This is a genomic window from Bacteroides sp. BFG-637, from assembly GCF_024793605.1.
GTDB classification, from domain to species: Bacteria; Bacteroidota; Bacteroidia; order Bacteroidales; family Bacteroidaceae; genus Bacteroides; species Bacteroides vicugnae.
This window is the reverse complement of the sequence record NZ_JANUPD010000002.1, coordinates 1,934,218-1,951,557: the sequence shown is the minus strand read 5'-3', so window position 1 is coordinate 1,951,557 and position 17,340 is coordinate 1,934,218. Positions and strand designations below refer to the sequence as shown.

The 17,340-nt window shown below is 42.0% G+C and carries 8 protein-coding genes and 2 pseudogenes; 9 read left to right on the top strand and 1 reads right to left on the bottom strand.

The features are described 5' to 3' along the window. Positions 1-96: 96 nt before the first annotated feature. Complete coding sequence (locus NXX38_RS07785) at positions 97-738, bottom strand: carbohydrate-binding family 9-like protein (RefSeq protein ID WP_148365494.1); 642 nt, start codon at positions 736-738, stop codon at positions 97-99. Between the two features lie 187 nt (positions 739-925). Between NXX38_RS07785 and NXX38_RS07780 the strand changes: the two genes are divergently transcribed. The 9 genes and pseudogenes from NXX38_RS07780 (at position 926) to NXX38_RS07740 (ending at position 17,316) form a co-directional block, all read left to right on the top strand. Beyond that, positions 926-1,936, top strand: a complete 1,011-nt coding sequence (locus tag NXX38_RS07780; RefSeq protein WP_148365493.1) for a LacI family DNA-binding transcriptional regulator — start codon at positions 926-928, stop codon at positions 1,934-1,936. 125 nt (positions 1,937-2,061) lie between these two features. After that, a pseudogene (locus NXX38_RS07775) lies at positions 2,062-4,699 on the top strand (family 78 glycoside hydrolase catalytic domain). Positions 4,700-4,824: 125 nt separating this feature from the next. Next, positions 4,825-7,227 carry a glycoside hydrolase family 2 protein gene (locus tag NXX38_RS07770; protein ID WP_258978999.1) on the top strand — a complete coding sequence of 801 codons (2,403 nt, stop codon included), beginning with the start codon at positions 4,825-4,827 and terminating at the stop codon, positions 7,225-7,227. A 5-nt stretch (positions 7,228-7,232) separates the two neighbouring features. Next, a pseudogene (locus NXX38_RS07765) lies at positions 7,233-8,199 on the top strand (ROK family protein). Positions 8,200-8,204: 5 nt separating this feature from the next. Continuing rightward, positions 8,205-8,783, top strand: coding sequence for an SIS domain-containing protein (locus NXX38_RS07760; protein ID WP_122136510.1), 579 nt, complete (start codon positions 8,205-8,207; stop codon positions 8,781-8,783). 22 nt (positions 8,784-8,805) lie between these two features. Then, positions 8,806-10,407, top strand: coding sequence for a hypothetical protein (locus tag NXX38_RS07755; RefSeq protein ID WP_008998210.1), 1,602 nt, complete (start codon positions 8,806-8,808; stop codon positions 10,405-10,407). Between the two features lie 136 nt (positions 10,408-10,543). Continuing rightward, the gene (locus tag NXX38_RS07750; protein ID WP_258978997.1) at positions 10,544-11,698 is read left to right on the top strand and encodes a sugar MFS transporter; all 1,155 of its coding nucleotides are present in this window, start codon (positions 10,544-10,546) and stop codon (positions 11,696-11,698) included. A gap of 12 nt (positions 11,699-11,710) precedes the next feature. Then, positions 11,711-13,810 carry a glycoside hydrolase family 36 protein gene (locus NXX38_RS07745; RefSeq protein WP_258978995.1) on the top strand — a complete coding sequence of 700 codons (2,100 nt, stop codon included), beginning with the start codon at positions 11,711-11,713 and terminating at the stop codon, positions 13,808-13,810. Then, on the top strand, positions 13,807-17,316 hold the full coding sequence (locus NXX38_RS07740) for an alpha-galactosidase (RefSeq protein WP_258978994.1): 3,510 nt from the start codon (positions 13,807-13,809) through the stop codon (positions 17,314-17,316). The genes NXX38_RS07745 and NXX38_RS07740 overlap by 4 nt, the downstream gene beginning before the upstream one ends. Positions 17,317-17,340: the final 24 nt, after the last annotated feature.

Sequence of the window (17,340 nt, the reverse complement as noted above, 5' to 3'; positions counted from 1 at the left end):
AGAAAAGCGTCACCCTTCTTATTTTATAGATGGATGACGCTTTTATAGGTAGATGATGCTCTGGTGATTTATCTTTCAATCCAGAGATTCAATTCATTATTCAAATTCCAAAGTACCGAAGAAATCAGGACGGTGAAAATCCGGCTGTTGAATCTCTATCGGATTCCATGAAAGGAAATGAGGAGTCTGCAATTCATCTCCACACTTATAGAAATTAGCTTTTATCTCCTTTTCATCAAGCGAATCGATCTGATGCTTAAAGAACACAGAATACGGAATAATAAGAGCCACTTCCCAATCCGTTTCACCGATACGTTCTGCAAAAGGCTGATTACCCAAACTAGACCAGCGTTGTACAAGAGCAGTCACTTCTTTCGGTGCATGTTCCCGGTTGTTACGGACAGGACCTGCACCCACCAAGATCGTTCCGATGCAATTGCATTCTATATTATAATAGATCCCGTCACCTGCTGGTATAGAAAAGAATTCCACGCAGGAGTCAGTCCATACAGAACCATTATCCTCCCCGTACTTGGCACGCACACTCTCCTCTTTCACTTTAAAATGTAGTAAAATTGAGTTCTGTGTGTGAGCAATTCGAAAATTCACTTTAGGTTTGTAAGGATATTCAGCCCAATTGACACACTGGATCGGCTGAAAATCTATTTTCTCTTCATCGAATAATTTAGGAAGCGAACAAGCCTCCACGTTAGCCGCACTAATTTTCTTTACTTTCATATATCTTTCGTTTGAATGATACAAATATAGTTACTTTCTTTGGTTTACGCCTTATTTCCATGTTATTTTTAAACTGCAAATTATCCTATCATATTGCAATTATTAGTTAAATATATATCAAATATTATATAATGAGATATTTTTTTATATATTTGCCGTCACTTAACCGATTAAACAAATACTATTTATGAAAACATCCCTTAAAGACATAGCAGAAACCTTAAAATTATCCAAGACTACAGTCTCTTGGGTACTTTCTGGTAAAGGGGATGAAAAAGGCATTAGTCTCGCTACACAGGAAAAAGTCTTTCAATGTGCCAAGCAACTGAATTACCAACCAAACTTATTGGCCAGAAGTCTGAATACAGGCATATCAGGCACTATCGGACTAATTATACCAGACATTACAGACTCCTTCTATTCCAAAGTTGCCCGTTCTATAGAAATGGAAGCAGAAGCACAAGGCTATTCATTAATGATTTGTAGTTCCGAATCAGAAATAGAAAGAGAAAACAGGATGATTCGATTGTTCAAAGCGAAACAAGTGGACGGGATTATAGTAGCCCCCACAAAAGTTTCCAAAATTGAAATACAGAATCTAGTCAAAGAAGGCTATCCTCTAGTCTTATTCGACCGCTACTTTCCCGAAATGCAGACAAACTATATCATTATTGACAACGAAGGAAGCAGCTACGAACTGGTTAAAAGAATGATTGACAATGGAGCATCCAAGATAGCTATTATCACGACTAATCCCCATCTCCGCACAATGAATATGAGGCGAGAAGGATATGCCAGAGCTTTAATCGAGGCCAATCTACCCGTTGATCCTGATTTATACGGAGAAGTGACTTTTGTGGATTATGAAGAGAATGTTTTCAAGGCACTGGATCAGATCTTCGGCAAAGTACCTGATGTAGATGGTTTCTTTTTCACAACACACATTCTAGCTTTGGAAGCATTCCGCTACTTTTATGAAAAAGGAATCAATATAAATAATGGATATGAACTAGCTTGTATTCATGGAGTATCCGCATTCCGTGTCTTAGCCCCCAATATGAACATTGCAAGGATGCCAATAGAAGAGATTGGGAAAAATGCAGTAAGGATTCTACTTGGCGATATTAAGTATCGCCTTGAAAATTCCAATGGCAAGAAAGAAGTAGAAACACTTGTCCTGCCGTGTTCATTACCTTAATCGTCATTTTATATTTTTTCCCTGATTACTTAACCGGTTTAGTGAAAATAAATAATGATATTAAATTAACAGATGTAACAAAAGAGAAAAACACTCCTTGATTATTAACAAAAAGAAACAGGATTATGAAGTTCCAAACTAAAAATGAAAAATACATGCTGGCTTTATTAGGACTACTAGTATGGGCATGTAACAGCAACAATATTGATATTGAAAATATGCGATGTGAATACCAAGTCGCTCCGCTCGGTATTGATTCACCAGCCCCGCGTTTTACCTGGAATTACACAACCAATAATAAAAATGGAAAAGAGTTTTCTCAAGACAGTTATCAGCTATATATAGCCACTCGGGAACAAGACTTGGGAAAAACATCCGATAATAGCTGGCAATCTGACACAATTTACTCTAATACTCCTCATGCGATCTATCAAGGATCAGAAAAACTAAAAACCAGAACTCGTTATTATTGGCAAGTAATAGCATGGGATAAAACAAAGAGACATAAGATTACCTCTCCGATATCCAGTTTTGAAACAGCTCAACTCAATCAAAGTGACTGGACAGGAGCATGGATTACTGATAATCATGATAAAGATTATATGCCAGCACCCATGTTGCGCAAGTCATTTATCGCTCAAGATGAGATACAGCAAGCAAGATTATATGTAAGTGCCGCTGCATACTATAAAATGACATTGAATGGTGAATCAGTAACATCTTCACATCTCAATCCGGGTTTCACTCATTATGATAAAAGAAATCTGTATAACACATACGATGTAACTCCCCTACTGCTTAAAGGAGAAAACGTACTATCTGCAGTGCTTGGAAACGGATTTTATAATGGAAGCAGCTCCTGTAGCAACATGGAGCTATGAGCAAGCCCGCTGGCGTAACCGCTCAAGAATGATCTGCGAAATGGAGATATTATATAAAAATGGAGAAAAGCAAACTATCCACTCAGATTCTACTTGGAAAGCGACTACCGGTCCTTATATACAAAACAATATTTATAGTGGCGATACGTATGATGCGCGTCTTACAATTGCCGGATGGAATAAACCGGGTTTTGATGACTCTAAATGGACAAATGCAATTCAGGTAGCTGCCCCTTCTCCCCTACTAGTATCACAAAACATGCCTGCCATTGAAACGGAACAATTTATCACTCCAATCAATATGCGTTCTTTTGGTGATACAGTCTATGTATACGATTTTGGAGTTAATATGTCAGGCGTCTGTACTCTTTCTGTTAATGGCGAGAAAGGCACTAAAGTCAGTATGCAACACGGCGAATTGCTAAAAAATAACGGACGCTTGGAAATACGCAACTTAGATATTTACTACAAACCACTACCTGGCCTCGCTTTTCAAACAGACACTTATATATTGGACGGAAAACAAGGTACATTCACTCCAGATTTTACATACCATGGATTTCAATATGTAGAAGTTCGTTCAGACCGTCCTGTGAAACTTACCAAAGAGAGCTTAACCGCACAATTCATACATACGGCTGTTCCTCCTGTTGGCAAATTCAGTTGTTCAAATGAACTATTAAATAAAATATGGAAAGCTGCTAATCAATCATACTTATCAAATCTGATGAGTATCCCGACTGACTGTCCCCAACGAGAGAAAAATGGATGGACTGCCGATGCACACATAACAATGGATTTAGGATTATTAAACTTCGATGGCATTACTTTCTATGAAAAATGGCTGGATGATATGATTGATAATCAAAATGAAGAAGGACGTATATCGGGAATCATTCCGAGTTCCGGATGGGGCTATGATGACTGGATAGGTCCTGTATGGGATGCTGCCATGTTTATCGTACCTATGGCAATTTACCACTATTATGGAGATACAAGAAGCATCGAAAAACTATGGCCTGTATGTACTAAATACCTTAATTACCTTGCAGGACGCGAAGATGTGGAAGGAACTGTAACTTACGGAATTGGTGACTGGGTATTCCATAAGACACAAACCCCTACAGAATTCACCACTACCTGTTATTATTATTTAGACAATCTGTATATGGCTAAATTTGCAGAGCTCATAGGAAAAGATGGCAGTAGTTATGCAAAGAAAGCAGAAGAATTGAAATTGCTTATCAATCACAAATACTTCGATACATCCAAAGCTATTTATGCCAATGGATCGCAAGCGGCACAAGGAGTCGCCTTATACCTTGGAATCGTTCCTAAAGAATACGAACAGCAGGTTGCAGATAATCTTTCTACAATGATAAAAGCCAATAATAATCTGCTCGATTTTGGAGTTTTAGGCAGTAAAACAGTCCTGCGGATGCTTTCCAAATATGGATATGCTGACTTAGCATACCAGATGGCCACACAAGAAGAAGCTCCATCTTGGGGTAACTGGATAAAACAAGGTTTCACTACACTGGCAGAAACATGGATACTTTCACCGGAGTTTAGAGACGCCTCTGTAAATCACATGTTTCTTGGAGACATTAATGCATGGATGTACAATGTATTGGCAGGCATTAATTATGATGAACAGGAACCCGGATTCAAACATATTCTTATCCAACCTCATTTCGTAAAAGGTCTTGACTGGGTAAAAGCCGAATATAAATCTGTAAATGGAATCATCCGTTCTGAATGGGAACGTAAAGAAGAACAGGTGATTCTCAAAGTCACGATCCCAGTCAATACGAATGCAACAATAGAATGTAATGGTAGAAAGATAGATTTAGGGTCAGGAGAACATCAACTCACGTTTTAATGGAAATAAAAGAAAGGAGGTTTTAATACAGATATACACAAAGAAGTAAAAATGAGACCGTTATGTAATACTATAAAAATACAGCACTAGTTACTTTGTCACACCATCAATTAAATCTATTAACAATGAATAAAATCAGTACACTACTATTTTTGATATTTCTCACTTGTACAAGTGGTGTTTTTGCCGATTCCGGTAATTCCATCTCCTTAAATGGAACATGGGAACTCTCTTATTGGATGCAACCTGAAGAACCTATAACTTCGCCCAAGGACATGCAACTCGCTGAAGTAAAGCATCTACCAGCCCAAGTCCCCGGTAATGTAGAACTGGACCTAATGGCTGCCAACTTAATCAAAGATCCGATGATTGGCAGTAATGTAAATGAATTACGCAAATGGGAAGGCTATCAATGGTGTTATTCCAAATCATTCGTAGCGCCACAACTAAAATCAGGGCAACAATATCAACTCTTTTTTGCCGGAATAGACTGTCTGGCCGATATATGGCTGAATGGAAAGCACATTGGCAAAGCAGAAAATATGATGATTGAACATGCTTTTGATGTAACTAAGGAAATAAAAGCAGGAGAAAGTAATCAACTCCAAGTGATACTCCGTTCATCTGTTATCGAAGGACAAAAACATCTGTTAGGGACATTCAGTATTGGAAACTTCCCGTCTGAAGAATCCGTATTCATCAGAAAAGCTCCCCACACCTATGGATGGGACATTCTGCCACGATTAGTCAGTGCAGGTTTGTGGAGAGATGTAGAATTACGCGTATTGAATTCGGCACGTCTCACAGATGTTCACTATATGGTCGCCAATGTAGACACTGCTACCAGAAATGTACGCTTATATACTGATGTACAAGTAAAACTACCTTTCGAAAAGTTCGACAAAGTGAAAGCCGTATATACATTAAGTCGCCATGGGAAAGAAATATATAAAGGAAGCTCTGTTGTCGTTTCCCCAGCATTCCGATATATAATGGAAATCAAGAATGCTGATTTATGGTGGCCAAGAGGATATGGAGAACCGGCTTTATATGATGCAAAAGTAGAGTTAGTAGATTCTGACGGCACTATTTTATCAACAGATAATAAACAGGTAGGTCTCCGCACGATTCAACTAGAGATTACAGACATCAACCTCCCACCGGATCATCCGGGTAAGTTCTGTTTCATTGTCAATGGAGAACCTATTTTTATCCACGGAACCAATTGGGTGCCCATGGATGCACTCCATAGCCGGGATCATTCTTTCGTAGACGAATCTATCCGCATGGCTGTAGAATTAAACTGCAATATGATACGTTGTTGGGGTGGCAACGTGTATGAAGATCATCATTTCTTTGATTTATGCGATGAAAACGGCATTATGGTATGGCAGGATTTTACGATGGGATGCACTTTCTATCCTCAACGCAGCTCATTTACACAAGCATTGGAAGAAGAGGCCATTTCTGTTGTATGCAAGTTACGCAATCATCCATCACTCGTTTTATGGTCAGGAAATAATGAAGACGATTGTGCACTGCGCTGGTCTTTGCAACCATTTAATATTAATCCAAATCAGGATGTAGTTAGCCGCAAGGTCCTTCCGGCAGTTATTTATGAGTTTGACCCTACTCGCCCTTATCTTCCCAGCTCTCCTTACTACAGCCAAGCGGTATATGAAAGAGGAAGTGCTGACCAATATTTACCAGAAAACCATTTATGGGGTCCCAGAGGATATTACAAAGACAAATTCTATACGGATGCTACCTGCTGCTTTGTCAGTGAAATCGGCTATCACGGCTGCCCTAATTTAGAAAGTCTCCAGAAAATGATGACGAAAGATGCCGTATATCCCTGGACAAAAAATCATGAATGGAATGATGAATGGGTTACCAAATCTGTTCGTAGATTCCCAGAATGGGGAAAGACATTCGATCGCAATAATCTTATGATTAATCAGGTACGTTTACTTTTTGGTGAAGTTCCCTCCAAACTGGATGATTTTATATTCGCTTCTCAATCCGTACAGGCAGAAGCTATGAAATATTTCATAGAAATGTGGCGTGGAAAGAAGTTTGACGACAAGACTGGTATTATCTGGTGGAACCTGCGGGATGGATGGCCAGTGATCTCTGATGCGATTGTTGACTACTACAATTCAAAGAAGATGGCATATTATTTCATCAAGAATATTCAACAGGATGTTTGTGTACTAATCAATGATGCAGAAGGCGGAAATTACCCACTGATAGGAACGAATGACACACGCAACGTACAAAGTGGTAATGTAACGGTAACAGATGCATCCTCGGGACGTAAAATCTATGAGAGCACTTTCCGTATTCCAGCCAATCAAAAGGTCAGAATAGCCTCACTACCGGAAGAAAGCGGTCAAGGAATCTATCTGATCCAATACCAGATCGGTAATCAGAAATTCATGAATCATTACCTATACGGCAAGGCACCTTTCAACTTGAAAGAATACAAGCGGCTGTTACAAAAAACCGGATTATACGCTAAAAAATAATAGTTATGAAAGAGAACTTGTTAGGAATTGACGTAGGAGGCACCAAATGCGCCATCATCTACGGTATCAAAGAAAACGACGAGCTACATATCATCGACAAAAAGAAATTTGATACGACCACAGTCGACGAAACAATAGCCAGAATTCTCTGTGAAACCGAAAAGATGATGAATCTCCACCAGCTAACCCCTACTAATACAAAAGCGATTGGAATCTGTTGCGGAGGTCCTCTCAACAGTGAAACAGGCATCGTGATGTCTCCCCTAACCTACCGGGATGGGACAACATCCCCATTGTGGCAATGGTGGAAAAAAGACGGGCATTAAAACCAGTCTACACAATGATGCCAATGCCTGTGCTTTGGCCGAATGGAAGTTCGGGGCAGGAAAAGGAACTAAGAATATGGTCTTTCTCACATTCGGTACGGGACTGGGAGCTGGATTAATATTAAATGGCAAACTGTATACGGGCACCAATGACAATGCCGGAGAACTGGGACACATCCGCCTGTCGGATTTCGGTCCGGTAGGTTACGGTAAAAAGGGCTCTTTTGAGGGATTTGCCAGCGGTGGAGGTATTGCTCAACTCTCCAAAATGTATGTGATGGAGAAATTGCAGACCGGACAGAAAGTTGAATGGTGTACCTTACAGGAACTAGATCAGCTTACTGCCCGAAAAGTGGCTGAAGAAGCTGCCAAAGGTGATAAATTAGCCCAAAGCATATATGAGACGTCTGCCATTTATCTGGGAAAAGGATTATCCATGGTGATCGATATCTTGAATCCGGAAGTCATTGTGATAGGTGGCATCTATACCCGGAATAAAAATATGATGGAACCCATCATGCAAAAGATAATCGACCAGGAGGCATTATCCTGTGCAAACAGAGTATGTAAAGTGAAACCAGCCGCTTTGGGAGAGCAGATAGGAGATTATGCAGCTCTTTCTGTAGCCGCTAACTTAACCGATTAACTATTATGAAAGAGCTTATTGAAACAACACTGGAAGAGGCTCGGCAAACGTTGGAGAGCTTTCTTGAGGAAACAACAACAGTCGGGGTTATTTCACAGGCAGCCTCTACCTGCGCCGAAGCATTAAAAGCCGGAAATAAGATTATCAGCTGTGGTAATGGAGGTTCTTTATGTGACGCCACCCACTTTGCAGAAGAACTAACCGGACGTTACCGCAACAACCGCATCCCGCTACCGGCAATTGCAATCAATGACCCGGCTTACATGACCTGTGTGGGAAATGATTTTTCGTTCAACGAGATCTTCTCCCGCTATGTAGAAGCTATGGGATGTAAGGGAGATGTATTATTGGCCATCAGCACAAGCGGACATTCCGAGAACATACTGAAAGCTGCCGTACAAGCACACAACAATGGAATGAAAGTGATAGCGCTGACTTCAAAAGGAGAGAATGAACTGTCACGACTGGCAGACATTGCAGTCTGCGCCCCACGAGCAGCACATTCCGACAGAATACAAGAAATTCATATCAAAGTTATCCACATTCTGATTCAGGCAATTGAGGCAGAATTAGGCTTTGAATAATAACCTACTAAATTTAATCAATATGGCAATGAAAATGACACATATCAGTAAAACTCTATTGAGTATTGTTTGCACACTTTGGGGAATGTCCGCCTGCTCGGATGATTATAACAAATATGACGATTGCCCGGCTTGCAACTATTATCCTGTTGCAGTAGGGAATTCAACAGGAACTCCGGTTCATGCTATCGGTGTCGAGATGGATCCGCACTTCTTCTCACAAAACATCACCCGCAATGATGGTTCAAAGGCTGAAGATTGGGAAAATATAGTTGTACAACGGGTAAAGAAAATGAAAGTACAACAATTCCGAATCATGATGCAGCCACAATGGTGGGAACCCTCCAATGACAACAACGATCCTAATGTCGCGGATATGAGCAAATTCACTTTTGATTCGGAAGAAATGCAGTCTGTATACAAAGTATTGGATCTGGCCCAGGAAAATAATATCGGAGTGACATTAGTCGTATGGGGAGCCATTACCAATATCGACTTACTATCAGGCATTAACAATGGTCAAAAGCATTTCTTGTGTGATGCACGAAGTTATAACGTTAATCCGGGTTGGATTGCCGGTATAGATAACTATGAAGAATTTGCTGAAAACTTCTCCACAATGGTGAAATACCTGATTGAAGAAAAGCATTATACCTGTATCAATCAAATTACTCCATTCAATGAACCTGACAGTCATATAGCAGGTTACGGCCGCATCATGTGGCAAGGTGATTTTGAAACCATGGGTTGGCAGGACACCTACGCCCCCATGGTGAAAGCACTGGATGCCAAGTTTAAAGCAGATGGAATACGCAGTAAGGTACACTTCAACCTTTCTGACAATACAGACGGTACACCCGGATATATCGCTGCCTGTGTTTCCGCTTTCACAAACGATGAAGCCGACCTGTATAACTCTCATGTATACAAGTTTGACTACAACACCCCTAATTCGACTCTCGTAAATTGGGAACGTCAAAATATAGCTTCTGCAGGAGGTAAAAGACATTTTGTTGGAGAATTCGGTTTCCCTGGATACGGAAGTGCCCGTCAATATGGTATAGACACATATACGCGAGGGGTACAGCTAATCCGCGTTGCTCTGAACTATCTGAATGCCGGTGCTTGCGGAGTAAGCTACTGGAGTCTGATCGATCAATATTATAACCGCAATGCCTCCTATTCGGAAATGCAGCAACTCGGTTTATGGAAATATCTAAAATCCGCTTATACCGAAGACCCAGATGTATATTCCAAAATCAAGGAAGACTACGAGGTACGTCCTCAATACTATGCATATAGTCTGTTGACACGTTTTGTCCGCCAGGGCGACGAAGTATATCCATTGGATCTCGGCGACGAGTTGATAGCCGGAAGTGCTTTTCTCAACACAGAGGGAAAATGGACGTATGTACTTTCCAACGCTACAGACAAAGACAAGATGATACAGTTGGAAAATGATAAAGAAGGTGCCAATGGAGAATACAATGTCTACAAATATATGGAAGGACGCCTACCGGAAGGTGATAATCTGATAGAATCAACAGAAACGGTCAACACGCAAGAGAATAACCTAAAACTTAAATTATCTCGTTCATCAATCAGGGTATTAGTACAAAAATAGAAGTATATATACCCCATTTAGTGGGGATATATATACACCGTATTGGGCATATATATTCACCATGTTAGCCATATATATCCACCGTGCTGGATATATATGCCCACCAACCAAGTAATTTATCATCAAAAGTACACGAATGAAAAAAGAAATATCCATAGTAAAAATGCTCTCCGTCATGTTCGGATTCTTCGTTATGGGATTTGTTGACATTGTCGGAATAACCACGAGCTATGTGAAGAATGATTTCAGCCATCTCACCGATACGATGGTTAATCTCATCTCTCTATCCTGTTTCTTGTGGTTCCTAGTGCTTTCTATTCCCACCGGAATGTTAATGAATCGCATCGGACGCAAGAAAACCGTACTACTTAGCTTCGCATTCCATGTATTAGCCATGTGCCTTCCACTCGTTGCATACGACTTTACCGCCATATTAATCGCATTTGCCTTGATAGGTATCGGTAACACTCTATTGCAAGTTTCACTCAATCCATTAGTAACGGATGTCGTTGCAAACGAGAAGTTGACAGGTACATTAACCCTAGGACAATTTGTCAAAGCAGTCAGTTCATTCCTGGGTCCTATCCTGGCAGCTTGGGTGACTGGTAGTTTTTTCGGATGGAAAATGATATTCCCCATTTATGCCGGACTGTCACTGCTCGCTTTGATATGGCTATGGCTTACGCCTATACAAGAAAAACAACAGGAACGGAAGAACATTTCTTTTAAAGTCACTCTTGAATTATTCAAAGACAAATACATTCTTGCTTTCTTTATCGGTATTCTCGTGCTGGTAGGTGTAGACGTAGGTATCAATATGACTTTCCCTAAATTCCTGATGGAACGTTGCGATCTACCACTGACAGATGCAGGAATGGGAAATAGTGTGTATTTCTTCGCCCGCACTGTAGGAGCCTTTTTGGGTGGTATCCTACTGATGAAATATTCAGAAAGTAAATTCTATATTTATAGCGTCTGGATAGCTCTCGCAGGATTGATACTGATGACCATTAGCACTAATCTCTGGTTTATCCTCGGATGTGTAGCAGTTTTCGGGATAGGATATGCCAATCTGTTTTCCATCATCTTCTCTCTGTCTTTGAAACGTGTTCCCGAGAAAGCGAACGAAGTATCTGCACTTCTTATCGTCGGTGTATCCGGCGGTGCCGTCCTCCCGCCTATTTTAGGAATAATCACTGATTCATTCCACAGTCAGTTATCTGCAATTATAGTACTTGCCATTGTATGGTGCTATCTGATCGGAATAATGAGAAAAGTAAAAACCACATAAACCTATATTCTAATGAAACATTTCAAGAAAATCGAATCGAAATTCCTGTTCTCATTACTGATTATGAGTGTGTGGAGCATCATAGCCGTGGGTCAGACGACGGCTAAAATCTCCAAACACATTCCTGAAATCGAAAAATGGATTCAGAAACAATTCGCTAAAGGAAAAACACCTCCGTTCTCGTTTATATGTGACGGGAAACCTTCCGCAGAATTTATCCGCCAATGGGACTATTCCCAGCAAAAGATAGAATCCGAAGAAGCGGATGTGATAAAGTATCTCTTTACCTACTACAATCCTACCAACGGACTGAAAGTAGAATGTACCGTAAAAGGCTATCCCAGTTATCAGGCTGCCGAATGGGTATTGAACTTCACCAACAAAGGTACGAGCAACTCTCCCACTCTGGAACAAGTGAAAGTAGTGGACCTTGCCATGCAATACGCTTCTAAAGGAGAATTCAAGTTACACTATGCAGATGGAAACCATATCTCCAAATATGATTTCCATCCACGTTCAGTTACTCTAGCAACGGGTGAAACCAAACAGATGTCTCCACAAGGAGGACGCTCTTCAGAAGGGGACTATCTTCCTTTCTTCAACATTGAATCACCTGCCGGACAGGGAGTCATATTAGGAGTAGGCTGGTCGGGCACCTGGTATGCAGATGTATGCGCACAAGATAATCGTACAATATCCATGGCTTCGGGAATGAAAACCATGAAATTATACTTACGTCCACAGGAAACAATTCGTACCCCAAGTATCAGTCTGATGTTTTGGGAAAATATCGACCGGATGGCAGGACACAATAAATTCCGCCGTTTTGTCCTGGCACACAAGTCACGGAAAATCAACGGAAAATTTGCCGAATATCCTCTTTCCAGCGGATTCAACTATCGGGACCCCGCACCTTGTACGGAATACTCATGCCTGACAGCCGATTATGCCATTGCCATGGTGAAACGTTACATACAGTTCGGATTGAAGCCCGAAGTATTCTGGCTGGATGCCGGATGGAACACCGATGCTGCAGACTTCGAACATGGCAAGACCTGGGCCAACACAGCCGGTAACTGGACTGTAGATACATTGCGCTTCCCCAAAGGACTTCGTCCTGTAGCCGACGAAATACACAAAGTAGGAGCTAAATTCATGGTCTGGTTCGAACCCGAGCGTGTCATCCGTGGTACCCAATGGGCAGTAGAACACCCCGACTGGATGCTCGACATTCCCGAACACAACAATGACACCTACCTACTGTTCGATCTGGGAAATCCGGAAGCCTGCCACTGGATGAGTAAATATATAGGCGATATGCTCGAAGAAAACGGCATAGACTATTACCGTCAGGATTTCAATATGCAGCCGGATATCTACTGGGCAGCCAACGATGAGCCCGGACGTACAGGAATGAAAGAGATACGACACATCGAAGGACTATACTACTTCTGGGATTATCTGCTGAACCGATTCCCGAACCTGCTCATAGACAACTGTGCCAGTGGGGGACGACGTATTGACTGGGAAACAATCGGCCGAAGCGCACCACTATGGAGGAGTGATTATTATCATTACGACGATCCGGACGGCTACCAATGTCACACGTATGGCCTGAATTTCTTCCTACCTTTACATGGAACAGGTAGTTTACAGACCGATCCGTATTCTTTCCGCTCAAGCATCAGCACTGCTTTGATTTATAACTGGAAAATAACCGATAAAAATGCCTCCGTTTACGAAATGCAACGTTGTCTGAAAGAATTCCACGAAATCAGACCTTACTATTACGAAGATTATTACCCACTGACGGGTACAGAAGACATGACGCGGGATGATATCTGGCTAGCCTATCAAATGCATCGTCCGTCGGACGACAGTGGTATTATCGTTGCTTTCCGCAGAACCGCCTCCAAAGACAAACAAATCACCGTCAGACTTTCAGGAGTGGATCCGGAAAAATACTATACAGTGACAAACATGGATAGCCGACAGAGCAAAATCTATCAGGGAAAAGAACTGGCCAGTCAGTTGCCACTGATCCTCGAAAAGCCACATAGTTCCTTATTACTAAAATATAAAGTTACCAACGAAAAACCGAATAAAGAATGAAAAAAAGAATACTATATTATCTATTCATTCTGCTTCTGTTCCCTCATAATGGAACAGGACAGACGGTAGCCCGCATGAGCGACCGCCCGGTAAACACCAGCCAATGGATAACCACCCACTTTGCCCGCGGTGTGGTCCCTCCTTTCTCTTTCGAATATGGAGGTAAACCTTCACAGGAATTTATCAAAAGCTGGTCTTATACGGCTACGCGTCAGAAAAGTGACGATCCCAAGGTTCTGAAATACCTTTATACTTATCGTGAACCATCCGGAGGATTAAAAGTCGAATGTGAAGTGAAAGGCTTTACCGACTTCAATACGGTGGAATGGGTACTCCGTTTCACCAACCAGGGAAAGAAAAATACGCCGGAGATTGCCAACGTAAAAGTGTCTGATATCACATTCCGCTACCAGCATCCGGGAGCATTCAACCTTCATCATTCCGAAGGCAGCCATGCATCCAAATCAGATTTCAGCCAGCAACTTACAATCTTGTCTCCAGGTGATAATCTTTATATGAGACCGGAAGGTGGACGCTCTTCACAAATGCGTATGCCATTCTTCAATATTGAATCTCCGGCCAATCAAGGAGTTATCGTAGCCATCGGATGGACAGGAACCTGGTTTGCCGATGTGCGCTGTGCAGACCAGCAAAGCGTAGCGCTTACCTCCGGAATTGAACGTTTGAAAACCTATCTGTATCCGGAAGAGAGCATCCGCACTTCCAGTGTATGCCTGTCATTCTGGAACGGTTCCGACCGGATGAAAGGACACAACCAGTTCCGCCGTTTCGTGCAAGCCCACCACACTTGGAAAGTAGATGGTAAACCGACCGTATATCCAATATCGACCAGTTTCAACTACGGTGATCCTACTCCCTGTAATGAATATACCTGCCTGACTACAGATTATGCCATTGCTATGGTGAAACGGTATGAACAATTCAAATTAGTACCCGAAGTATTCTGGCTGGATGCCGGATGGTACAATCACTCTGCAGATGTAGCCAATCATAAGAATTGGGCGAACACCGTAGGAAACTGGACCGTCGACTCTATTCGTTTCCCCGAAGGGTTACGCCCCATCGCCGACGAAGTGCATAGAGTTGGTTCCAAGTTCATGGTATGGTTTGAACCGGAGCGTGTTATGAAAGGCTCAGCTTGGGCACTGCAACACCCTCAATGGATGTTGGATGCCAGAGGAAAAGCCAAACAGGAAGACTGGACAAAAGATGGTGAGCACGACTCTTATCTATTCAATCTCGGAAATCCGGAGGCATGTCGATGGATGAGTAAATATATCGGAGACTTCCTCGAAGAAAATGGCATAGACTACTACCGCCAGGATTTCAATATAGAGCCGGAAGGTTTCTGGGCTGCCAATGATGAACCTGGCAGACAAGGTATCTGCGAAATCCGATACATTGAAGGACTTTATTCTTTCTGGGAATATCTGCTGAACCGCTTTCCGGGCTTGCTGGTTGATAATTGTGCCAGTGGCGGACGCCGTATTGACCTCGAAAGTATCTCACGCAGTGCACCGATGTGGAGAACAGACTACAGTTATGGAGAACCAATCGGTTATCAATGCCATACTTACGGATTGAACTTATACCTTCCCCTGCATGGTACAGGAACTGTGAGTGCCGATAAATTCACTTTCCGTTCCAGCCTCGGAACCTCTATTATCTACAACTGGAAAATAACCGAAGCCGGACAATCCATCTATGATATGCGCGACCGCCAGGCAGAGTTCAAAGAACTCCGTCCCTATTTCTATGAAGATTACTATCCGTTGAGTGGAATAAACAACATTACTTCGGAAAATATCTGGCTAGCATACCAACTTTATCGTCCGTCGGATGACAGCGGATACATCGTAGCTTTCCGCCGCAAAGACAATCCGGACAAGAGCTATACTGTCAATTTATCAGGACTACACCCTGACCACACTTATATACTCACCAATAAAGATACAGGAGAGGCTATAAAGAAAACCGGTAAAGAACTGGCTAACGGCTTCACGCTGACACTGGATAACCCGCAAAGTAGTCTGATAATCAAATACCAAAGTTCAACAACTGCCATACAGAAACTTTCTGTAGGAAAGAAAACCGGTGTAAACCTCCGTGCTATAGGTGCAGAACTAGATCCCCACTTCCTCTCACAAAATGTGACCCGCAATGATGGAGCCAAAGCTGAAGACTGGGAGCGCATCGTTGTGAAGCGTGTCAAAGAAATGGGACTGCAAAGCTTACGGGTGATGGTGATGCCACAATGGTATGAACCAAAGAATGACAATCCGGACGCATCCAAAATCGAGTGGCATAATTTCACATTCGACTCTTTAGAAATGCAATCACTCTACAAAGTATTGGATATGGCACAAGAACAGAAAATGGAAGTCACCCTTGTACTTTGGGGAGCCCCTCCGGGACATTTCCTGGCCGAAGGGAATTATGGTAACTGGGTAGTAGCCCCGACTAACTATGAAGAATGGAGCGAGAACTTTTCTGCACTTGTACAACACCTGCTCAACAACAAAAAATACACGTGCATCAAAGAGATTACTCCGATCAACGAACCAGATTGGTCATATATCATCAAAGGTAAAGCTGCTCCCACCGCCGACTATATTGAAATGTGTAAAGTACTCGACAGACGTTTCAAAGAGGATGGAATACGAAATAAAGTACATTTCAGTCTTTCTGACAATTCGGACGGAGGTACAGGAACGCATAAATATCTGGCAGCCTGCACGAAAGGACTGGCGAACGTTGCTGACGTATTCAACTCCCACACCTATATCTTCGGCTACGAAACTCCGAACTCCACAATTCTGGATTGGGAAAAACAAAACTCTCAATTGGCCGCTTCAGTTGGAAAAGCCCATTTCATCGGTGAATTCGGAGGTAATCAATGCGTAGGTGCCACCAGACAAAAAGATATCGACTTGTATGAACGAGGAGTACTCATGACACGCATAGTCATCAATCTACTCAATGCAGGAGCAAGCGGTGTTAGTTATTGGAGCCTGATAGACCAATACTACGGTAAAGATGCAGACTACGGAGCAATGCAGCAACTGGGTTTATGGAAGTATGTAAAAAAGACATACGCTTCGGAACCATACTACAACGATATCAAAAGTGATTACGAGGTACGCCCGCAGTACTATGCCTATTCTCTGTTGACACGTTTCATACGCCCGGGAGCTGAAATCTATCCGATAGCAACACCGGAGGAATGGTATGCAGGAACTGCCGTCCGGAACACAAATGGCAAATGGGTGTATGTCTTTGCCAACGGAATGGATCAGGAGAAAACAATAAGCCTCATCAACAAACATGCGCAAACCAATGGGAATTACAAGGTTTACCGGTATACCAAAGACAGTCTGCCTGTTACAGACCAAATGCTGCCTCCGGATGCCGAACCTCTAAAGGTAAAAGATGAAATTCAATGCTCTATACCACCTCATTCAGTGGTTGTCTTAAAACAAGAATAACGATATACTCTATTTATTCATTAA